Source organism: Amaricoccus tamworthensis (assembly GCF_049800875.1).
GTDB classification, from domain to species: Bacteria; Pseudomonadota; Alphaproteobacteria; order Rhodobacterales; family Rhodobacteraceae; genus Amaricoccus; species Amaricoccus tamworthensis.
In genome coordinates, this window is the sequence record NZ_JBNAFV010000002.1 from 450,792 (window position 1) to 471,819 (window position 21,028).

Consider the following 21,028-nt stretch of genomic DNA (forward strand, 5'->3'; position numbering starts at 1 on the left):
GACATGGCCGGGAGCGTTCGGGTTGTTTGACAGTTTGGTGATCTGGCTCATGCCCTATGGCTGAACCTCAGATATCCATCCGCGGCGACGGCGACATGTCCACGCTTGTGGCGTCCGGTGAACTCACGGTGGTCAACATGAACCGTCTCGAAGAGATGGTTGCGGATAACGTCAAAGGCGGGTTCGCCGCGATAGATATTGGCGATGTCAGCAAACTCGACACCGCCGGTGCCTGGTTATTGACGGGGCTGCTGCAACGCTCGAACAATCCCGAAGCCGGGTTTGAAAACGCCACCGACCTGCAAAAATCCCTTCTCGAGACCGTCGCGGACAACATGCCAAAGCCTCTGCCGCCACAAAAACGGCAGGAAGGGTTTGTGAATTGGTTGAACATGGTCGGTCAGGGGACTTCCGAGGCCTGGTCCAGCATGCTCGAAATACTGAGCCTTCTGGGTGAGATCATCGCGCGCATTGCGGGTTACGCCCTGCGCCCATGGCGTTTGCGCTGGACGTCCCTTGTCCATCACATGCAGGCGGTCGGACTGAACGCGATCCCCATTGTCCTGCTGATGTCATTCCTGATCGGCGTCGTTCTGGCATTTCAGGGCGCGGTTCAGCTTCAGCAGTTCGGTGCTGAGATCTTCGTTGTGGACCTTATCTCCATATCCATCCTGCGCGAACTGGGTATTCTTCTAACCGCGATCATCGTGGCGGGCCGGTCTGGCTCGGCCTTCACCGCGTCAATTGGCTCAATGAAAATGCGGGAGGAAATCGACGCCATGCGCACGCTTGGCCTTGATCCAGTCAGCGTTCTTGTCGTGCCGCGCGTTCTGGCTCTGGTGATCATGCTGCCCATTCTGGGCTTCCTCGCTGATATGGCGGGTCTGATTGGCGGCTGTCTGATGGTCTGGATCAATTTGGGCCTGTCGCCGACCGTGTTTTACGGACGGCTTCTCGACAATACGGATGCGTGGCAATTCCTGATCGGTATGATCAAGGCTCCATTCTTTGCCGTCCTCATCGCCCTGATCGGCTGCCACATGGGTCTGCGTGTCAAGGGTAACGCTGAATCCCTCGGTGTGATGACATCCCGGTCGGTGGTCATGGGCATCTTCATGGTCATTATCGCGGACGCCCTGTTTTCCATCTTCTTTGCGTTGCTGGGGCTGTGATGACGTCCTCGCGCGAAACCATCATTGAGGTCCGTGGGGTTCACACCGCATTCGGGGATCATGTGGTCCATGATGAACTCGATCTCGACGTGTATCGCGGCGAAATCCTCGGGGTGGTCGGCGGTTCCGGCACGGGAAAATCCGTGCTGCTACGCGCTATCGTGGGATTGCTGAAACCTCAGAAGGGCGAAGTCAGGGTCTTCGGCACCGATGTTCTGAGCGCGTCGGATGCCGAATTCACCGAGATCAGCAAACGCTGGGGGGTCATGTTCCAGGACGGCGCCCTCTTTTCCTCTCTCAACGTGCAGCAGAATGTCGAGGCGCCCATGCGCGAACTCCTCGACGTCGCGGCCGACACCCGCGCCAAACTCGCGCAGCTGAAACTGTCCATGGTCGGGCTGCCGGACAAGGCCCGCAGGGACTTTCCCTCGGATCTGTCCGGCGGCATGCGGAAGCGCGCCGGGCTTGCCCGTGCGCTTTCCCTTGATCCGGAAATTGTCTTTCTCGATGAACCGACCGCCGGCCTGGACCCCATCGGCGCCGCCGCGTTCGACCAGCTCATCCGCCGCCTTGCCGATACGCTCGGTCTTACGGTGTTTCTGGTGACGCATGATCTCGACAGTCTGCACGCGATCTGCGACCGTATCGCGGTTCTCGCGGAGAAAAAAGTGTTGGTAACCGGAACCATGAAGGAAATGCTGGATGTGGATCACCCATGGGTGCGCGAGTATTTTCACGGTCCCCGGGCGCGGGCCGCACTGGAAACCGGCTGAGGGACGGGCCTGATGGAAACACGCGCAAACTACGTCCTGATCGGGGCCTTTACCGTCGCCTCAATCGTCGCGGCTCTGGGTTTCTTCGTCTGGCTCGCGAAGATCCAGATCGACCGGCAGTACGACCGTTATGATCTTCTCTTCACCAGCGTCGCCGGCCTGTCCGAGGCTGCGGACGTGAACATGAACGGCGTCCCGGTCGGCAAGGTCACCTCCATCGGCCTTGACGACGAGGATCCATCTCTCGTGCGCGTGCGCATCGAGGTGACCAGCGGCACCCCGGTCAAGGAGGACACCGACGCAAGGCTGACCCCCCAGGGGGTCACCGGTCTCTCCATCGTCACACTGTCCGGGGGCAGCGCCTCGGCCCCAATGCTGACATCGGAGGAACCCGATGGTATTCCCGAAATCCGGGCAGATCCCTCTCTGGTCCAGCAGCTTTCCGAAGAAGCGCCAGACCTTTTAAACGAGGCTGTCACGCTGCTTCGGGACCTCCAGGATTTTGTCAGCGATGAAAATCAGGATTACGTATCTGGTATCCTGCGCAACGTAAACGACGCCTCGGAGCAGCTGGAAAGCGTGATTGCGGATTTCTCCTCCATCACGGAAACCGTTTCGGGTGCGACCGAGCGGATTTCCGGCTTCACCGAAACGCTGGAGCCCGTGGCGCTGTCGCTTGAGACCACTCTGAAACACGCCGACGACACCCTGATGGCGGCGACAGCGGCATTCGACAAATCACAGGAAACGATGGACGCCGCCACACAGGCCCTGGAGACCGCCGATGGTGCGGTCGCGGGGATCGACACGGTCCTGCAGGACGTCGCAACGGAAGTCACCGACGAGGTGACCCTGACGCTTGAGGAACTGCGTGCGGCCATAGCGGGTATTGAGAGGGATGCCGACACCGTTCTCGGCCTGTTTGGTGAAACCGCGACCCTTGCCAATGCCCGTCTCGAAACCCTGAACGAAACCCTCGACGCCGTTGACGTGGCGATGACCGAGGCTACCGAAACCATGGAAGCCGTGGAATCCGCCTCCATCAGCATCGAAACCCTCGTGGATGGCGATGCCGCGGCCCTGATCTCGGAAGGCCGCCTTCTGGTCGGTGACGCGCGGGTGGCGCTGGCCTCGGTAAATCAGGTTCTGGAAGACGACCTTCCAGCCGTTGTGGCCGATGTGCGCACCTCCGCCGATCTTGCGACCGCAACGCTCGACCGGATTTCGCGGGATGTGACCGGCTTTACCCAAGACCTCGAGCCCATTCCAGGCAAACTCGCCGGCGCACTTGACGGTGCAACCGCAACTTTCGCCAACGCCAACGAAACCCTCGATGCGGTGGAACAAACCCTGTCCTCAGCCGATGCCACGCTCGTCACGGTGCGCGGTGTCGTCGAGTCCGCAGATGATCAGATCATTTCGCAGTTTGCCCCGGTCGCGGCGGATCTGAGCCTGGCCGCGTCGCGGGTCAGTACGTCAATGGAAACCATCGCGGCGGATGTGCCCGACCTGGTTGCCGATCTGCGCGAAATCCTCAATACCACCGGTGAAATCGTGACACGGATCGACGGGGTGGTCGCCAACAGTTCAGGGCCGGTTCAGGATTTTGCCGTCACCGGTCTTGGCGATTTGACCCGTTTCAGCCAGGAGGCGCGAAATCTGGTCCATCGTCTTGACCGTATCGCAGCCCAGCTTGAACGCGATCCCGCCCGCTTTTTCCTTGGTGGACAGGCGCCGGATTACAGGAGGTGACATGAGACGGGTATTCCTTCGAACCATAGCGGCTCTGGCGCTGGGCGCGGCCCTGACGGGCTGCGAAACCGTTGCCTCGCTCGATGACGCCTCCCGCACGCTCGACACCTATGAGCTGTCGCCTGTCTCCGCGGCGGGCGGTGTGTCCTCACGGGCCCGCGGCGTTGTATTCGTCGACGAACCCCTCTCCGCCGCGTCCCTGTCAACGGACCGCATCGTGGTAAAGCCGGACCGTCTTTCGGTCGCGTATCTCTCGGATGCCAGATGGACCGATCGCGCACCGCTGCACCTTCAGTGGCTTCTCGTCCGGTCGCTCGCCGGTTCAGGGCAGTTCGCTCATGTCACGTCCCGCACCGTCGGCCCGCTGTCCGATTTCACGCTTCTGACAGACATCGATGAATTCGAGGCTCAGGTCGTGCCGGACGGTGTGACTGTCGTGGTCCGCCTGCGCTTCACGCTGGTCCGCGACAGCAACGCCACGGTCATGGCGGCCCGGACCATCGAACGGCGTGTGCCGGTAGCATCAGACGAAAGCCCCGATGTGGTCCGGGCATTCGACGCCGCCATGACCGGCGCGCTTGAGGAGGTCGTCTCCTGGGCCAGTCGCACGGCCCGGGGCTCCGGAGGAGCCTGACTGGCCGAACAAAAACCAACATCACTGAAGACTTAATGGGAGGACAGAAAATGTCAGAGAAGAAGATTGTGCTTGTAACAGGCGCGAGCCAGGGCATTGGCGCAGCCACCGCCGGTGCTTTCGCACGGGCGGGCCATACCGTTGTGCTCGCCGCACGAAGCGCTGACAAGATCAACACCGTGATCGAGGGCCTCGGCGACGATGGCGCAAACTGCATCGGCGTCCCCACGGACGTGACCGACCCGGACTCCGTCAAGGCGCTCTTTGCGACCATCGCGGATAAATGTGGCCGTCTCGATGTTGTGTTCAACAACGCCGGTGTGGGCCTCGGCGCAAAACTGGCTGGGGACGTGACCTGGGAGGAATGGCGCTCCGTGGTCTCCGTCAATCTCGACGGAGCATTCCTGATTGCCTCGGGCGCGTTCCACATGATGCAGCACCAGGACCCGCAGGGCGGCCGCATCATCAATAACGGGTCGATCTCGGCCCACGCGCCCCGCTACGGCTCGACACCGTACACCACGTCGAAATACGCGATTACCGGGCTCACCAAATGCCTCTCACTGGATGGCCGGGCGTTCAATATCGCCTGCGGTCAGATCGACATCGGCAATGCCGCCTCCGCCATGACCGAGCAGATGAACAAGGGCGTGCCCCAGGCTGATGGCACCCTGAAGGCCGAACCCACAATGGATGTCGAGCATGTGGCGAATGCGGTTGTGAACATGGCAGACCTGCCGCTCGACGCCAATGTTCAGTTCATGACCATCATGGCAACAAACATGCCCTTTGTCGGCAGGGGCTGATCGAAAACCGGGACCGCACCGTATTCCGGAGCGGTCCCAAACCCGGTCAGGTGACCGGCGTCAGCAGCGGATTGCCAGCGAAATGCGCGGCCAGGTTTCTGATGACCAGATCGCCCATGGCCGTGCGGGTTTTCCGCGTGGCCGACCCCTGGTGCGGCGACAGCACGACATTTTCCATTGACTTCAGCGCATCCGGCACGGTCGGTTCATCCTCAAACACATCCAGCGCCGCGCCCGCAATGGTGCCATTGCTCAGCGCCTCAACCAGCGCGGGCTCATCCACCAGTGTTCCTCGCGCCACGTTCACGAGGTTGCCTTCCGGGCCAAGTGCCTCAAGTATCTGTTTCGACACGATGCCTTTGGTCTCCGGCGTGCCAGGGGCCACAACCACCAGCCAGTCCACATCCCGCGCCATGGCCTCAAGATCACCGTAGTAGTCGTAAGGCAGATACTCCTGTTTGTTCCGCCCGTGATAGGAGACCTTCATTTTGAAGGCCTGTAAGCGCAGCGCGATTTCCTTGCCAATTCGGCCAAGCCCAAGGATGCCCACATGGGCTCCGGTGAGTTCCGACAGGAGCGGGAAGCTGGTCCTGCCCCATTCATTGGCACGCACAGCGGCGTCCAGCTGCGGGATGCGCCGGCACAGGCCGATCATTAGTCCAACGGTGATTTCTGCCATGGCGTCATTGAGTACGTCCGGAGTGTTGGACACGCGCACACCACGCTCTTTGCAGTCGGGAATGTTGATCGCATCGTAACCAACGCCGTAGCTTGAAATGATCTCAAGCGAGGGCAGGGCGTCCATGATCTCGGGCTTCGCCCCGTGATGCCCATCGGTCGCTATCGCGCGGATATTAGCGCCCGTGTCGGCCAGATAGCCGGCGGGATCGTCAAGTTTCCAGTATTCGTGAACCACATACGCCCGGTTTAGCTCCTCCTCCACGGAGGACATCATCGGTGCGATCTGGAGTATTTCGGGCTTCATTGGCGCTTCCTGGGTAATTGGTGATATTTTACCCCGCCTATATGGAGTGGTTCCGGCCCCGACCGCAACCGGTCGTTTGCCAAACCAAAGCGCGCCGTTCAGCGGGCCAGGATGCCTCGGCTCCCGACCCGCAGGCAGGTATCAGGCGTCGACCAGTGTCGCCTCGGTCAGAGAAACAACCTCATCCTTCGAGACGCCGTCCGCCAGTTCGACGATCTTCAGACCACCTTCGACCACGTCAAACACGCCGAGATTGGTGATGATCCGGTCCACGACACCCTTGCCGGTCAGGGGCAGGGTGCATTCCTTCAGAAGCTTGGACTCGCCCTTCTTGTTGGCGTGATCCATTACCACAACCACACGTCCCACACCGGCGACGAGGTCCATGGCTCCACCCATACCCTTCACGAGTTTGCCGGGGATCATCCAGTTCGCGAGGTCGCCATCCTCGGACACTTCCATCGCGCCCAAAATAGCCATGGCAATCTTGCCGCCCCGGATCATGCCGAATGATGTCGCACTGTCGAAATAGCTCGTGCGCGCCAGTTCCGTGATCGTCTGCTTGCCCGCATTGATCAGGTCCGGGTCAATCTCCTCCTCGGTCGGAAACGGCCCCATGCCAAGCATGCCGTTCTCCGACTGCAGCGTCACCTCCACCCCGTCGGGGATGTAGTTCGACACCAGCGTCGGAATCCCGATGCCAAGATTGACGTACCATCCGTCCTGAAGCTCCTGCGCCGCCCGGGCGGCCATCTGGTTGCGGTCCCATGCCATTTTATTCACCTGCCTGTTTCGGGGGTTTCTGTATGCGGTTTACGGATCTTTTCCATGATCAGACGGATCATGATTTCTCCGAAGTCGCGGTTCATGTGGGAGTAGTCCTCGTCACCGTGCTTGTCGCCACCTTTCAGCCGGGTGGAGCCGGAACTGAATGCCTCTTTGCTCAGTCCCGTATCTGACAAGGTTTCCTCGGGTTGACCGATATAACCGATATTTCGGTTGGTCAGCATGTTCTCAAACTGTGAAAAGTAGATGTCGAGCGCCTGCCTGAAGCCCTTGCCCTGCGCTCCGGCTTGACGCCAACGCTCCATTTCGGCATCCGTGGATTTGATGATGCTCTCAGACTGTATTGGATGTGGGGCAATCCAGAGTTTGTCCCGGCAATAGCGTTTCCAGCGGCCGCCTGGGGCAAATCTTTCGGACAGGCTCATGCACATGTTTTTGTAGGCCGTTTCAGACATGCGATGCATCGCGTCCGTTTCACGAACGCCATCGATGGAAAATTCCCGCAGGAAAGACGGTACGATGTGTCTGTACCAGGCGTGACCAGCCCATATTACGGCATCGTAGTCGCCAGGCGTCACCGAGAGGGTGCCGTTCAATTTTTCTAGCGTCTTAATGGAATGCTGGTCGTTTCGATGTGCCGCAGAGAGACCCAATACGCCTTTTTTGTCGAGCTTTATGCGTCGAAACATTGCGCAGGGCGCGGCGAAGAACTGGACGTCCACATCGGAATGATTTTTGGCCAGCGACTCCCAGCCCAGTTTGAGCGCCGCAACATGGGAGTTTCCTAAGATCAGCACTCTGGTCATCGCGCGAAAGCCTCCAACAGGATTTCCTCGCAAACAACTTCCTCGCCCTCATCTGTGTCTTCTTTGGCCGACGGGTTTTTCGGTGTCAGTCCATGTGCATTCAGAAAAGTAGACATGGCGGTGTTCACGCCCTGGCTGCTGACGTTCCGTTGGTTCGGCTCATAATACACTCCCCGGGCATTCAGCGAGGTGATCAACTCGAACGACGGGAAGTAATCGATGTCGTCATGGCGCTCCAGGAGCATGCCACACACAGCTCTAAGTACCGATTTGGAGTAGCAGGTGGCCACCTCCACATGCTGGCCGGATGCCGTTGCGGTCAGCGGCACCGGCGACACCGTAATCAGGAACTTCACATTCGGATTGACTGTTTTAAGCGCGGATCGAAAGGTCTCGAAATCCTCGAGAATCTCAACCACGTCATAATTTTTGAATGACCATCTTTCAGGATCAAACTGTCCGGCGATGGTTCCTGGCGCTGTTGGATAGACCGTCCCGGTTTCCGTGTGGATCCAGGCCTCGGTCAAGCCAAACGTGAATACGAATAGATCTGCCGCCGAATAGGCCTCCATCACTGCCCGAAGGTGACCGGCCCGGTGACCTCTGACGGCCTCGACATCGGGAAGTCCCTCTGGCTCGACACTCGGCCGAAGAGCGTCGAAGTAGCGTCCCTTGTGTTCCCAGACAGGTTCAGCAGGGGTGAACTCACCGTTGGCTTCTTCCCAAAGTTGCCTCAACTGTCTGGCGGTATAAATGTTGCCGTATCGGGCTGAATATAGCCTGTAGCCGTATTTATTCGCCGTCGCATCGTCCACGGCGGCGGGCAAAGGCTCCGCATCCAGAACATCCAGCCCCGCGCCGCGCAGCGCCCGACCCACGTGTTGCGCGAAACACGAACCGGCCGTGGCAATTTTCATGTCACGGGTTACCGGGAACCGGGGTGTGTAGATATCACCCGGATCAAGTGGCGATCGTTCCTGAACGCCGCTGCGCCAGAATGCCCTCGGTGGCAGCCCGGAATAGGGTGAGGCCGATTTTTTTGCCATTTCTGGGGCTAAACCTTTCAGGCCGCGCGGACCGTGCGCTGCTCGATCCGTTTTTCGTGCTCGCCCTGAATGAGGCGGTGGACGTAGATGCCCGGCAGGTGGATCAGATCCGGGTCGATGCTGCCACGCGGAACGATTTCCTCAACCTCGGCGATGCAGACCTTGCCGCAGGTGGCGGCGGGCGGGTTGAAGTTGCGGGCGGTTTTGCGGAACACCAGATTGCCCGTGTCATCGGCTTTCCATGCCTTCACGATCGAAATATCCGCTTTGATGCCGCGCTCAAGGATGTAGGTCTCGCCGTCGAATTCCTTGTGCTCCTTGCCCTCGGCAATCACGGTGCCGACGCCGGTTTTGGTGTAAAAGCCCGGGATACCCGCGCCACCGGCCCGCATCCGCTCGGCGAGAGTACCCTGCGGGTTGAACTCAAGCTCAAGCTCTCCGGACAGGTACTGACGCATGAATTCCGCATTCTCGCCCACATAGGAGGAGATCATTTTTTTGATCTGACGTGTGGCCAGCAGCTTGCCCAGACCGAAATCATCGACGCCCGCATTATTGGAGGCAACGGTCAGATCCTTTGTTCCGGCGTCCACAATCCCGTCGATCAGAAGCTCAGGAATGCCGCACAGACCAAAGCCGCCCGCAGCGATCAGCATTCCGTCAAAGAGGAGGCCATCCAGGGCGTCGGCCGCGTTGTCATACACTTTTTTCATTCAGTTTTCCTCGCGTCCCGGTTCATTTTGCAGTGCAACCGAAAATTGATTGGGCCATCATCGGCCCGACTGTCAAGCGCTCAAATTTTGAGCAGCGCCTCGATTTCCTTCGCCAGTCCGGAAATTTCCGAGGCGGCAAGGGATCTTGGTGAAATTTCCTGGGCGGACTGGCCCGTCATGATTGAACGGCTGTATGCGATCCTGTTTCCCAGTCTGGTGTCAAGCAGTTCTCCACCACCATCGACCACCGTGGCAATCAGGTCATCCGCACCATTGAAGCGTGGGGGGACCCGGTTCAGTAAAAGCCGGCACGGTGTTTTGTTTTTGGTGGAAGTCTCAATGATCGTCCGGCTTGCCCAGATGTCCATGGCCGAGGGCTGGACGGGTGCCACAACGAGGTCTGTTTCGCGAATGACGTTGTCGAGCAGTGTCGCCGCGGCCCCCGGACAGTCCACCAGCGTAAGGTCGTATTTCTTGCGGCAGGAGCGCATGTCGGACGAGGCCCGGTAATCCTTGCTTTCAACGAACTCGACGCCCTCATCGTTGCGCAGCTTCGCCCACTGTGCGAGGGACTGCTGGGGATCCAGGTCCATTACCGCAACGGATTTGCCGGCCCTGGACCAGGCGGCGGCAAGGTGCGCCAGCACGGTTGTTTTACCGGCACCGCCCTTTTGTTGCGCGAACGTGATGACCTGACCCATTGTTCCCACCTTTTGTTGCTTTGCGGAAATACTAGACGGTTGCGGGGTGAAGAAAAGGGCGGTTTTCCGAAAACCGTGCTGTTTTCCGCCGGTTGGGCAAAATAATTGCCCTGTGCGCCCGCATCACGCGGCACGTGCCCATTGACCATGCAGCGCGGGGGCGCATAGCAGGGATTAGAGGCAAACCGGAGGCGATGGCATGAGTGACTGGTGGCGGGGCAGTGTAACCTACCAGGTTTACCCGAGATCCTTTCAGGATACGGACGGCGACGGCATCGGCGATATTCCGGGTATCACCCGCCGGCTTGAACACATCGCGGGTCTCGGCGTGGACGCTGTCTGGCTTTCGCCGGTGTTTACGTCACCCATGGCCGATATGGGTTACGACGTATCCGATTATACGGGCATCGACCCGCTGTTCGGCACGCTTGCGGATTTCGACGCGCTGCTGGACCGGGCCCACGAACTTGGTCTGAAGGTGATCGTCGATCAGGTGATCAGCCATTCCTCCGACCGGCACCCCTGGTTTCAGGAGAGCCTGCGGGACAGGACCAACCCCAAAGCCAACTGGTATGTCTGGGCTGATGCAAACCCGGATGGCTCGCCGCCCAACAACTGGGTTTCCGTGTTTGGCGGTTCCGCCTGGGAATGGGATGCAACGAGGCGACAGTATTACCTGCACAATTTCCTGACATCACAGCCTGACCTGAATTTCCACGAGCCGGAAGTTCAGGACGCCCTGCTCGACGTGATGCGCTTCTGGCTGGACCGTGGTGTGGATGGGTTTCGCCTCGACACCGTGAACTATTATTTCCACGACACCGGGCTGCGCTCGAACCCGCCGGCAAAACCGGACGATGACTGGCCGCCTGTCAATACCTACGAGATGCAGGAGCATCTCTACTCCAAGACTCGGCCTGAAAACATCGGGTTCCTGAAACGCATTCGCGCTCTGGTTGATGAATATGACGGTCGCACCCTGGTCGGAGAGGTTGGCGACACGCGTGAGCGGTCAATGGGTATCATGGGTGATTACACCTCCGGCGGTGACAAACTTCACATGGCGTACTCCTTTGACATGCTTGGTCCGGATTATTCCGCCGGCCATTTCCGGTCGCTGGTAACCCGCTTTTTCAACAGAGCTTCGGATGGCTGGCCCTGCTGGAGTTTTTCCAACCATGACGTGGTCCGCCATGCCACCCGCTGGGCGGAGAACGCCGATACACATGATGGGCTGGTCAAACAGGCTCTGGCGTTGCTGCTCTCTCTGCGCGGCTCGGTCTGTCTCTACCAGGGCGAGGAGCTTGGGCTGACGGAGACCGCACTGGAATTTGAGGAACTCACCGACCCGCCCGGCATCCGTTTCTGGCCCGACTACAAGGGACGGGACGGCTGCCGCACACCGATCCCGTGGGAGGCCGACAAACCGCATGGCGGCTTCTCCGAGGTCAAACCCTGGCTTCCGGTCAAACCACCACAACTGGCGCGGAGCGTGGACAGTGTTGAGGCCGACCCAAATGGCAGCCTTGCGTTCTACCGGGAGATGATGCGGTTCCGCAAATCCCGTCCGGAACTGATCACGGGCGATATCCGGTTTCTGGAAACCGAGGAACCGGTATTGGCCTTTATCCGCTCGACGGACGCGACCCGCACGGCGGTTGTCCTGAACCTGTCACCGCTTGAGATCGACCTGGAAATCGAGGGTCTGAACCTTATGCCGAATGCACCGGTTCAGGCCGCAAAAACCGGTGAGGGGTCGTTGATACTCGGCCCGAACGGATTTGGGTATTTCGACGCGCAGGAAGACGCAGCCATCCGCTCCGCCTGAGCCCGCGTCGGGCTCAGGGCTTCCAGCTCAGGAAATTGCCAATCAGCCGCAGGCCGGTCTGCTGGCTCTTTTCCGGATGGAACTGCGTCCCGATCAGGTTGTCACGTCCCACCATTGCGGTGATCGCGCGCCCGTGTTTCACCTGTCCCAGTACATGCTCCGGATTGTCCGCTTTCAGGTGGTAGGAATGCACAAAATAGGCGTGATCCCCGTCCTTAATGCCATCCAGCACCGGATGGCTGGCGCAGTTCACCAGCGCGTTCCAGCCCATATGCGGAACCTTTAGCGTCGGGTCGCCGGTCTCAATTGCGACGACCTCTCCGGGGATCCAGTCGAAACCGCGGCAGTCAATGCCATGCTCGCGCCCCCAGGTCGCCATCATCTGCTGACCGACGCAGATACCGAGGAACGGTACGCCATCCCGAATGACCCGCGTCTCAATCGCCTCAAACAGACCTTCCCGCGCAAAGAGCCCCTCACGGCAGTCCGCAAACGCCCCCACACCGGGAAGCACAATACGGTCCGCGCGCAAGACTTCCACAGGGTCGGAGGTCACGACGATCCGCCCGACACCGGTTTCATTCGCCATGCGCTGAAAGCTTTTCTCGGCCGAGTGCAGGTTCCCGCTCTCGTAATCAATAATCGCGCAGATCATTCGCTCAGCGTGCCCTTGGTCGACGGAATGCCAGTGGCGCGCGGGTCGGGCTCCACCGCCACACGCAGCGCCCGCGCAAACGATTTGAACGTCGCTTCCGCAATGTGATGACTGTTTTCGCCATCCAGCCGGTTGAGGTTCAGCGTGATGCCCCCATTCATGGCGACCGCCGTGAAGAACTCCCGCACCAGCTCCGTGTCAAACGTGCCGATCTTGGGGGTCGGGTGTTCCACTTTCCACACGAGGAACGGCCGTCCGCTCAAATCCAGCGCACAGCGCACCAGGGCCTCATCCATCGCAAGCAGGCAGGAGCCATAACGCCGGATGCCTTTCTTGTCGCCAAGAGCCTGCGCGATGGACCGCCCGAGCGCAATCCCCACATCCTCAACCGTGTGGTGGTCATCAATATGCAGATCGCCGGTCGCACGGATCTCGAGGTCAACCATCGCGTGGCGCGCGATCTGGTCGAGCATGTGGTCGAAGAAACCAACACCCGTCCGGCAGTCGGATTTTCCGCTGCCATCGAGGTCGATCTTCACAAACAGATCCGTTTCCGCGGTTTTGCGGCTTACTTCGGCTGTACGCATCCTGATGAAATCCCGGCTTGTGTCTGCCCCGCGTTATACCCGCACGCGGATGTTTGTCGAGTGCCGGCCACGGGGCAGCAGGGGACAATCCAGATTTGTCCGAAGAAGCAACATATCCGGGATTGCGCAGGTCACGGCAAAGTCCTAGCGTCCGCGCATGAAAAATGATCGCCCCATGCTTGGTATCATCATGATGCTGGGATTTTGTGCCGTGGTTCCGCTGTCGGATGCCATTGCCAAACTCCTCGGCGGAACGGTGTCGCTTGTCCTCCTGATCCTCGCGCGTTTCGTCGTCCAGGCCGGGCTTCTGGCGCCGGTGGTGTGGTGGGCGGGGTCGTCCATGACCATGACGCGTCGGGTGTTTTGGCTTCTGTCGCTGCGGTCGTTTCTTCACTGTACGGCGATGTTCGCGATGTTCTCGGCGCTGCAGTACATGCCACTGGCCGATACCGTGGCCATCGCGTTTGTTATGCCGTTCATCATGCTGCTGCTCAGCTGGTGGTTCCTCAATGAGGAAATCGGCCCCCGGCGGATCGCAGCCTGTGGTGTTGGCTTCATCGGCACGCTGCTGGTCGTCCAGCCCAGCTTCGCGGAGGTCGGTGCGGTGGCTCTCCTGCCGCTCGTTGTCGCGCTGGGCTTTGCGCTGTTTATGCTGGTCACCCGTCTGATTTCGCAGGAGGTCGACCCGATGACGATGCAGGTCTTCGGCGGGGTTCAGGTTACCGTGGTGCTTCTGCCGCTGATGCTCATTGGGAACTCGCTCGGATGGGACGGGTTTTCAATGAATATTCCGACCGCCCGTGACGGAATGCTGATCCTCGTGGCGGGCGTCCTTGGCTCAGCCGCGCATCTTTTCATGACAATGTCACTGCGCTACGCGCCCGCCGCTACGGTCGCCCCGATGCAGTACCTGGAAATTCCGTTCGCGACGCTCGTGGGCTGGATGGTTTTTGGCGATCTCCCCAACGGACTTGCCGCTCTGGGCATTGCCATAACGATCGGGGCGGGGCTCTACGTGATTTACCGCGAACAGGTCGCCGGACGGCGGGCGAGAGCGGCAGCTAGGGCCGCCGCAGGGCGTGTTTAGCCGCCCGTGTGGCTCATGTGACGGGTGACCTGGCCCGACACGGTCTGGCGGCTGTAATCGAAGTCATGGCCCTTGGGCTTGCGCGCAATTGCCGCGTGAATCGCCTCGATCAGCGGTGCGTCATCGTCGGGATTGTTGCGGGCCACGGTGCGCAGATCCGCCTCATCCTCCTGACCCAGACACATGAACAGCTGCCCCGTGCAGGTCAGCCGCACGCGGTTGCAGCTCTCACAGAAGTTATGCGTCAGCGGCGTGATAAATCCGACACGACCGCCGGTTTCCTCGACCCGTACATAACGCGCCGGGCCACCGGTGCGGTCGGTGGTGTTAGTCAGCGTCCATTTCGTCTCCAGATCGCGGCGCAGATCCTTAAGCGAATAATACTGGTCCAGCCGGTCCTCGTTGCCGAGATCGCCCATGGGCATGACCTCGATAAAGGTCAGGTCGTGGCCGCGCGCGCCGCACCATTCGACCATCGTATGGATTTCGTCGTCATTGACGCCCTTGAGGGCCACCGCGTTGATCTTGACCTTCAGCCCGGCCTCAACCGCTGCGTCGATGCCATCCATGACCTGGTCGAACCGGCCCCAGCGGGTGATGTCGCGAAAGCGCTGCGGGTCGAGCGTGTCCATGGACAGGTTCACGCGCCGCACGCCGCAGTCGTAGAGTTCCGTGGCGAAGCGACGCAGCTGACTGCCGTTTGTGGTCAGCGTGAGTTCCTTCAGCGCGCCCGAGTCCAGATGCCGGGACATGGAGCGGAAGAACGTCATGATACCGCGCCGAACCAGCGGCTCGCCGCCGGTGATGCGCAGCTTCTTCACGCCAAGCCCAATGAATGTCGAGCAGATCCGGTTAAGCTCCTCGAGCGTAAGAAGCTCTTTTTTCGGCAGAAATTCCATATGTTCCGACATGCAGTAGACGCAGCGGAAATCGCAGCGGTCCGTCACGGATATCCGCAGGTAATCCACCGTTCGCTGAAACGGGTCTACAAGCCGTGGCATGTCAGTCAATTTGGGCCCCCCAATTTCTTTGCTCAAACCTATGTGCCGCAGCGTGCTTTGACAAGATGTGCGGACTCTGTGGAGTTCCTATCTGATCGACCGTTTGTTGCGTGGCCTACGCCATTTGAATCACAAAATGTCTTGAGGCGGGGTGCCTCATCGGGTATCGACGCGTGCGAAAAGCCGGGGGGCCAAAAAATTGCGGGTTTGCAAAACCATAGCTGACATGCGTCAGGTGGCGGCCGATCTGAAAAGCCGTGGTGATCTGGGGTTCGTGCCGACCATGGGAGCACTCCACGCGGGCCATATGGCCCTGGTTGAACTGGCGGTTCGCGAGAATGCCAGCGTAGCGGCTTCAATCTTCGTGAACCCGACCCAGTTTGGCGATCCGGAGGATTTCGACAAATACCCCAACACCCTTGATGCGGATTTGACCACGCTGGAACAGGCCGGTGTTGAAGCCGTATTCCTGCCGGACGTGTCTGTAATCTATCCGCCCGGGGATGAGACGATTGTGGAAACAACCAGACTTGCCAATATGTTACACGGCGAGGTTCGGCCGGGTCACTTCCGTGGTGTGACCACTGTCGTCACGCGTCTGTTCAATATCGTCCAACCCCATCGCGCCTATTTCGGAAAAAAAGGACTACCAGCAGCTTGCGGTGATCCGGCGTATGGTGAGCGACCTCCATATCCCGGTGGAGATCCGTGGCGTGGAAACGGTCCGGGACGCTGACGGGCTGGCCCTGTCATCGCGGAACGTGCGGCTCACCCCGGAGCAGAGGCGGGCGGCGGGGGTGCTGAACGCGGCGCTTACGGAAGCGGAGGGTGTAATTCGTGGCGGTGCGGACCGCGATGCCGTGCGGCGGGTCATTCGGGAGCGCATAGGGGCGGAGCCACTCGCTCGGTTGCAGGCCATCGACGTTGTGGACGCGGCGACGTTCGAACCGGTGGAGGGGCGCCCAAACGGCATGGTGGGCATTATGGTGTCCGCCATGTTCGGCGACGTTCTTCTCATCGATCAACGGGAGGTAACCCCATGAGTAAACAGATAAAATCCATCCGCCGAACCACGGTGCCACAGATCCGGGCCCGCAAGGGCGGTGAGCCGATTGTCTCCCTGACCTCCTACCACGCCCATACCGCCGCCATCGTGGACCGCCACGCGGATTTCATCCTGGTGGGCGACAGTCTGGGCATGGTGATGCACGGGATGGAGAGCACGGTGGGCGTGCCGATGGACCTGATGATCATGCACGGGAAAGCGGTGGTGCGCGGCACGCGGAAGGCGCTGGTGGTGGTGGACATGCCGTTCGGCACCTATGAGGAAAGCCCCAATGTGGCGTTCCGAAATGCCGCGACCATCATGAAGGAAACCGGATGCGGAGCCGTGAAGCTGGAAGGCGGCGCCCGCATGGCGGAAACCATTGATTTCCTTGTGCAAAGAGGCATTCCGGTTATGGCGCATATCGGCCTGACGCCGCAGTCGAGCCACGTCATGGGCGGTTTCAAAACGCAGGGCCGCGATGAGGACAGCTGGGATGCCCACGTGGCCGATGCCCATGCGGTCGCGGATGCCGGGGCGTTCGCGGTGGTGCTGGAGGGTATGGTGGAGAAACTGGCCTCCCGGATCACGCGGGAAATATCCATTCCTACCATAGGGATAGGGGCTTCAGTTGACTGTGACGGGCAGATTTTGGTTCTGGAGGACATGCTCGGTCTGAATGAATGGACGCCGAAATTCGTGCGGGTGTATTCCGATCTCGGCCCCATGATCGATGACGCGGTGTCGCGCTATGCGGCCGATGTGCGTGGTCGCGCGTTTCCGGGCGAGGATGAAACCTACGGATGAGTGCCGCTTGTGGTGGAGATAAAATGACGTCAGGTCAGAGGCTTACGGCGGACGGACGGTCCTGGGAGGACATGCAGGCTGCGTTTCGCTGGGACGTGCCGGAGCGGTTCAATATCGCGGAGGTCTGCTGCGACGCCTGGGCGCGGACGGAGCCGGAGCGGCTGGCGCTGCGCTATGTCAGGCCCGATGGCAGTGAGCGTGACTATACCTATGGCCAGTTGGCGCGGGCCTCACGGCGTCTGGCCAACGCACTGAAATCACACGGAATTGGCCGGGGTGACAGGGTGGCCGTTCTTTTGCCACAGACGCCGGAGACCGCGCTTACGCATCTGGCGGCGTATCGTCTGGGCGCGATTGTCGTGCCGCTGTTCACCCTGTTCGGGGAAGACGGGCTCCTGTTTCGGCTGGGCGATTCCGGGGCGAAGGCCATGGTCACGGATGCTGCGAACCTGCCGAAGGTTATGTCGATCCGCGCGCAACTCCCTGATCTTGAAACGATTTATTCGATCGACGTGCGCGAGGCCGGGGTTGACGGGTTCTGGCAGAAGCTCGGCAAGGCGGAGGATGAGTGTCCGATTGTCGAGACCGGGCCGGATGATCCGGCGTTCATCAGTTACACCTCCGGCACCACCGGACCGCCCAAGGGGGCGCTGCACGGGCACCGGGTTCTGCTGGGGCACATGCCAGGAATTTCGTTGGCGCACAGTGGGTTAGGGCAGGAGGGCGACTGTCTCTGGACGCCGGCGGACTGGGCCTGGATGGGTGGTTTAACGAATGTTCTGCTGCCCGGGCTGTATCTTGGGGTGCCGGTGGTGGCGCATCGGATGGCGAAGTTCGATCCGGTGCAAGCCGTTGAATTGATGCGGAAAACCGGGGTGCGGAACACGTTTCTGCCACCGACGGCGCTCAAGCTGATGCGGCAGGCGGGAATTGAGAGTATTCCGGGGCTTCGGTCCGTGGCCTCGGCCGGGGAGGCATTGGGTGCGGAGCTTCTCGACTGGGGTCGGGAGGTTTTTGGTATAACTATCAACGAGTTCTACGGGCAGACCGAATGCAATGTGGTGCTCGCGAACTGCGCGGATCTGATGCCGGTGAAGCCGGGATCGGCGGGAAAAGCGGCGCCTGGACATGAGGTTGCGATCCTGTCGGAAGAGGGTGAGGTGCTGCCGCCGGACACGGTTGGGGAGATCGCGGTGCGGGCGCCGAACCCGGTGATGTTCCTGAAGTACTGGAATAATACACTGAAAACGCAGGAAAAATTCATTGGTGACTGGATGCTCACCGGTGATGAGGGAGAGATGGATGCGGACGGGTATGTGACGTTCCGGTCGCGGACGGATGATGTGATCACGTCCTCGGGGTACCGGATTGGGCCTGGGGAGATTGAGGACTGCCTGGTGGGGCATCCGCAGGTTGCGATGGCTGCTGTTGTGGGCGTTCCGGATGAGGTGCGTACGGAAGCCGTGAAGGCATTTATCGTTTTAAAACAGGGTATTGGCAGTAAGACGCTGCGCGACGAGCTGGTAGAGCGGGTGCGGGTGCGGGTCTCGCCGCATGTTGCGCCAAGGCATCTGGAGTTTGTTGAGACGCTGCCTCTGACGGCGACGGGGAAAATCCAGCGCCGGGCGCTGCGGGACGGGTGATTTTTGTCCCAGTTTGTGTCCGAAGTGGCGCAGATTGACAGCGAAGTGGCACAGATTGTGAGTCAAATGGCACAGATTGCACGGGGTTTTGCCGAATCTGGCCGAAATTGTGCGGCAAATGTGCGTTATCCGACCACGTTCACGTTGACGGTCTGGGTCTGCAGGAAGGCCGGTCCGAAGCTGCTCAGGAACGGCACCTCGGCCGCGTCCTGACCGACACCGATGCGCACGATCTGATTGGCGCGGGCCATGCCGGTCGCGTCGATCAGGTGCCACGATCCGCCGAGATACACCTCGACCACCGCATGGAAATCCTGAGGGTCGACGTAAGGGGCATAGACGCTGACGAAGCGGGCGGGGATGGCGGAGGCGCGGGCCAGAGCGATCAGGACATGGGCGAAGTCGCGGCAGACACCCTGGCGCTGGATGAAGGTGTCGATGGCCGTGGTCTGCGGGCCGCTGGAGCCGGGGACGTACTGGTAGCGGGTGTTGATCCAGTCGCGCATCGCGGCGATGCGCTCGCCGCCCATGCTGTCGCCGAATTCGGCGGCGACGAAGCTCTGCATCTGGTCGGAGGGGCAGTAGCGGGACGGCATGAGGTAGCGGACCGCGTCGCTGGGCAGCTGGTGGATTGGTACGAATTCCAGCGGCTCGATCGCCTGTTCGGTGCGGTTGATTTCTACGCGGGCGCGGTAGGAGCAGCTGTAGTTTCCGGTGGTGCGCAGCATGATACGCTCGCCGATGCCATCCTCGCCCTCGATGCGGTTGAAATGCTCGGTGGCGTTCATGCTGATGCCGGGGTTCCAGACCTGCTGGTCGGGCAGAAACGCCGCCTCGATCTGGAGGATCAGGTCGGTCGGTTCGGGCATTTCGTAGTCGAGGTCTACAGCAATATCGAGGATCATTGAAATGCCTTTGCGGGCTGAAAATTCCGGGATTTTGCGGGTCGGGCTGGTGACGGTTCATCCGGGCAGCCGAGTTGAGGTCGTGTGGGTCACGGGGCGGATAATGTCAATCATCCATTGCGTGGTTTGGGATGAGAACTCCGCCGGCGGGGACCGGTTCCCGCGGCTTTGTCGGCATTGGCTTTTTTGGCGTGGGCCAGTTCAGGCCGCCTGTTTCAATGTTGGCTTCAATGATTTGAAAGCAATCGAGGCGATTGCGATCATAAGTACGTGGTATTGACGCCAGTCATGTGGTAAACTCAGAAATTATCATAACTAGGTGGAATTAGCCTTGTTAAACTTTGATCGTCAGCTTTTTGTACCGCTATGTACTTTGGTTCTTCTCTCGGAAACAGGCGCAGGTTTTGCTGAAAGTAATCCGCCTATAATAGATGATCCGTCGGAAGAGGATTGCTCGCAAGTCGAAAAAAAGAACGCGACCGGCGAAACCCTCACGCCAACAGAAGGCGATCTGTTGTATGCATGCTTGTTTCCTTCCGTGCCCTACGATTTTAACGATGACGTGGAAGGCTGGGAGGCTTATCAAGCACCACAAGATCTTTTTGAGATGGAGGAATTCAAGGATATCCCTGGCATTCTAGGTAATTCCGAGAGGCAAAGCTAGTGTATTTGGATGATATCATTTCGAGTCTAGAGCGAGGATTCGTCACAGCATTGTTAGCCGCGAGTTTTTCGTTCATCTTATTTTTGATACTGTTGATTGCAGCAAAGATAACCAGAAAAAAGATTGAGCGGCTGCCATTACTCTGCCTGGTTGCGTTCGTTTTCGGTTTACTGGCATTGGTTACTGGAATGATTACAGGCGCGAGCCGTAATGTCGCTGTCGGACAGGTATTGCCCGCATCATTGAGTCTTATAGGAGCGGTGGCGTTGTACGTCATCACCAAATCGGAAGCAGAAGTGCCGATCGCTGCGACGGCCGTCATCGCTTTCTCCATTATGCTGTTGATTGGTACGGTCATCGGTAGTTACGAACGCGTCAGGTTTGCAGCCTATCAAGACGCTCTGCGATACCAGCCTAGTCGGCTTAAAACACAAGCCGACATCGAGTTCGCCATAAATGGATACCGCCGGTCGCGTGGGCTAGGCCCTATCGATTTTTCGCGTTAGCGTCTGACGCTGGATGGGACTTGTCTTTTGGTACTGACAGGATCGAGGGTCTTGTCGGCTTTGTCAGCCTGCCGAATATGATCTAAATTTTCTCCAAAAAATCTTGGCAATATCCAGTTATACTAA

At 59.6% G+C, this 21,028-nt stretch carries 23 protein-coding genes; 13 read left to right on the plus strand and 10 right to left on the minus strand.

All coding sequences use genetic code 11. The annotated features are described in order from the left end of the window. Positions 1 to 56 precede the first annotated feature (56 nt). From ACP15P_RS06505 to ACP15P_RS06525, 5 genes are read left to right on the plus strand one after another with little or no spacing between them, the layout of a single operon-like run. Positions 57 to 1,172, plus strand: coding sequence for an MlaE family ABC transporter permease (locus tag ACP15P_RS06505; RefSeq protein ID WP_424927696.1), 1,116 nt, complete (start codon positions 57 to 59; stop codon positions 1,170 to 1,172). Continuing rightward, positions 1,172 to 1,945: an ABC transporter ATP-binding protein gene (locus tag ACP15P_RS06510; RefSeq protein WP_424927697.1), complete on the plus strand. Its 774-nt coding sequence runs from the start codon at positions 1,172 to 1,174 to the stop codon at positions 1,943 to 1,945. Before ACP15P_RS06505 ends, ACP15P_RS06510 begins: the two co-directional genes overlap by 1 nt. Before the next feature lie 12 nt (positions 1,946 to 1,957). After that, positions 1,958 to 3,697, plus strand: a complete 1,740-nt coding sequence (locus tag ACP15P_RS06515) for an MlaD family protein (RefSeq protein ID WP_424927698.1) — start codon at positions 1,958 to 1,960, stop codon at positions 3,695 to 3,697. Between the two features lies 1 nt (position 3,698). Next, complete coding sequence (locus ACP15P_RS06520) at positions 3,699 to 4,331, plus strand: ABC-type transport auxiliary lipoprotein family protein (protein ID WP_424927699.1); 633 nt, start codon at positions 3,699 to 3,701, stop codon at positions 4,329 to 4,331. A gap of 50 nt (positions 4,332 to 4,381) precedes the next feature. Beyond that, positions 4,382 to 5,137, plus strand: coding sequence for an SDR family oxidoreductase (locus ACP15P_RS06525; RefSeq protein ID WP_424927700.1), 756 nt, complete (start codon positions 4,382 to 4,384; stop codon positions 5,135 to 5,137). 46 nt (positions 5,138 to 5,183) lie between these two features. On the opposite strand, the gene ACP15P_RS06530 is transcribed toward ACP15P_RS06525, so the two are convergent. The 6 genes from ACP15P_RS06530 to parA form a co-directional block, all read right to left on the minus strand. Next, on the minus strand, positions 5,184 to 6,122 hold the full coding sequence (locus ACP15P_RS06530; protein ID WP_424927701.1) for a 2-hydroxyacid dehydrogenase: 939 nt from the start codon (positions 6,120 to 6,122) through the stop codon (positions 5,184 to 5,186). Positions 6,123 to 6,263: 141 nt separating this feature from the next. Beyond that, positions 6,264 to 6,896, minus strand: coding sequence for a 3-oxoacid CoA-transferase subunit B (locus ACP15P_RS06535; RefSeq protein WP_424927702.1), 633 nt, complete (start codon positions 6,894 to 6,896; stop codon positions 6,264 to 6,266). 5 nt (positions 6,897 to 6,901) lie between these two features. Beyond that, complete coding sequence (locus ACP15P_RS06540) at positions 6,902 to 7,714, minus strand: hypothetical protein (protein ID WP_424927703.1); 813 nt, start codon at positions 7,712 to 7,714, stop codon at positions 6,902 to 6,904. After that, positions 7,711 to 8,760, minus strand: a complete 1,050-nt coding sequence (locus tag ACP15P_RS06545) for a GSCFA domain-containing protein (protein ID WP_424927704.1) — start codon at positions 8,758 to 8,760, stop codon at positions 7,711 to 7,713. Before ACP15P_RS06545 ends, ACP15P_RS06540 begins: the two co-directional genes overlap by 4 nt. Positions 8,761 to 8,777: 17 nt before the next feature. Then, entirely contained in the window at positions 8,778 to 9,473 is a 696-nt protein-coding gene (locus ACP15P_RS06550; protein WP_424927705.1) for a CoA transferase subunit A, read from the minus strand. 80 nt (positions 9,474 to 9,553) lie between these two features. Then, entirely contained in the window at positions 9,554 to 10,174 is a 621-nt protein-coding gene (parA, locus tag ACP15P_RS06555) for a ParA family partition ATPase (RefSeq protein ID WP_424927706.1), read from the minus strand. A 199-nt stretch (positions 10,175 to 10,373) separates the two neighbouring features. Here parA and ACP15P_RS06560 point away from each other — a divergent pair, with 199 nt between their 5' ends. Continuing rightward, entirely contained in the window at positions 10,374 to 12,002 is a 1,629-nt protein-coding gene (locus tag ACP15P_RS06560; protein WP_424927707.1) for an alpha-glucosidase family protein, read from the plus strand. A 13-nt stretch (positions 12,003 to 12,015) separates the two neighbouring features. On the opposite strand, the gene hisH is transcribed toward ACP15P_RS06560, so the two are convergent. Both hisH and hisB read right to left on the minus strand, forming a co-directional pair. Beyond that, positions 12,016 to 12,657: an imidazole glycerol phosphate synthase subunit HisH gene (gene hisH / locus ACP15P_RS06565; protein WP_424927708.1), complete on the minus strand. Its 642-nt coding sequence runs from the start codon at positions 12,655 to 12,657 to the stop codon at positions 12,016 to 12,018. Then, positions 12,654 to 13,244, minus strand: coding sequence for an imidazoleglycerol-phosphate dehydratase HisB (gene hisB / locus ACP15P_RS06570; protein WP_424927709.1), 591 nt, complete (start codon positions 13,242 to 13,244; stop codon positions 12,654 to 12,656). The genes hisH and hisB overlap by 4 nt, the downstream gene beginning before the upstream one ends. 175 nt (positions 13,245 to 13,419) lie before the next feature. Between hisB and ACP15P_RS06575 the strand changes: the two genes are divergently transcribed. After that, a complete protein-coding gene (locus tag ACP15P_RS06575) occupies positions 13,420 to 14,331 on the plus strand; it encodes a DMT family transporter (RefSeq protein WP_424927710.1) in 912 nt (303 codons plus the stop codon). Here ACP15P_RS06575 and moaA read toward each other — a convergent pair. Continuing rightward, on the minus strand, positions 14,328 to 15,332 hold the full coding sequence (gene moaA, locus ACP15P_RS06580) for a GTP 3',8-cyclase MoaA (protein ID WP_424927837.1): 1,005 nt from the start codon (positions 15,330 to 15,332) through the stop codon (positions 14,328 to 14,330). The genes ACP15P_RS06575 and moaA overlap by 4 nt on opposite strands. A 199-nt stretch (positions 15,333 to 15,531) precedes the next feature. Here moaA and ACP15P_RS06585 point away from each other — a divergent pair, with 199 nt between their 5' ends. Genes ACP15P_RS06585 through ACP15P_RS06600 form a run of 4 tightly spaced genes read left to right on the plus strand, consistent with a single transcriptional unit; the run spans position 15,532 to position 18,827 of the window. Then, positions 15,532 to 16,068: a 4-phosphopantoate--beta-alanine ligase gene (locus ACP15P_RS06585; protein ID WP_424927711.1), complete on the plus strand. Its 537-nt coding sequence runs from the start codon at positions 15,532 to 15,534 to the stop codon at positions 16,066 to 16,068. Next, positions 16,007 to 16,375 carry a pantoate--beta-alanine ligase gene (locus tag ACP15P_RS06590; RefSeq protein ID WP_424927712.1) on the plus strand — a complete coding sequence of 123 codons (369 nt, stop codon included), beginning with the start codon at positions 16,007 to 16,009 and terminating at the stop codon, positions 16,373 to 16,375. Before ACP15P_RS06585 ends, ACP15P_RS06590 begins: the two co-directional genes overlap by 62 nt. Next, on the plus strand, positions 16,372 to 17,184 hold the full coding sequence (gene panB / locus ACP15P_RS06595) for a 3-methyl-2-oxobutanoate hydroxymethyltransferase (RefSeq protein ID WP_424927713.1): 813 nt from the start codon (positions 16,372 to 16,374) through the stop codon (positions 17,182 to 17,184). Before ACP15P_RS06590 ends, panB begins: the two co-directional genes overlap by 4 nt. A 23-nt stretch (positions 17,185 to 17,207) precedes the next feature. Then, positions 17,208 to 18,827, plus strand: coding sequence for an AMP-binding protein (locus ACP15P_RS06600; protein ID WP_424927714.1), 1,620 nt, complete (start codon positions 17,208 to 17,210; stop codon positions 18,825 to 18,827). Positions 18,828 to 18,952: 125 nt separating this feature from the next. Here the strand turns inward: ACP15P_RS06600 and ACP15P_RS06605 are convergent, their stop codons facing one another. Further along, complete coding sequence (locus ACP15P_RS06605; RefSeq protein WP_424927715.1) at positions 18,953 to 19,732, minus strand: transglutaminase-like domain-containing protein; 780 nt, start codon at positions 19,730 to 19,732, stop codon at positions 18,953 to 18,955. Between the two features lie 331 nt (positions 19,733 to 20,063). On the opposite strand from ACP15P_RS06605, the gene ACP15P_RS06610 reads away from it, so the two are divergent. Further along, positions 20,064 to 20,396: a hypothetical protein gene (locus ACP15P_RS06610; RefSeq protein WP_424927716.1), complete on the plus strand. Its 333-nt coding sequence runs from the start codon at positions 20,064 to 20,066 to the stop codon at positions 20,394 to 20,396. Between the two features lie 5 nt (positions 20,397 to 20,401). Beyond that, the gene (locus ACP15P_RS06615; protein WP_424927717.1) at positions 20,402 to 20,902 is read left to right on the plus strand and encodes a hypothetical protein; all 501 of its coding nucleotides are present in this window, start codon (positions 20,402 to 20,404) and stop codon (positions 20,900 to 20,902) included. Positions 20,903 to 21,028: the final 126 nt, after the last annotated feature.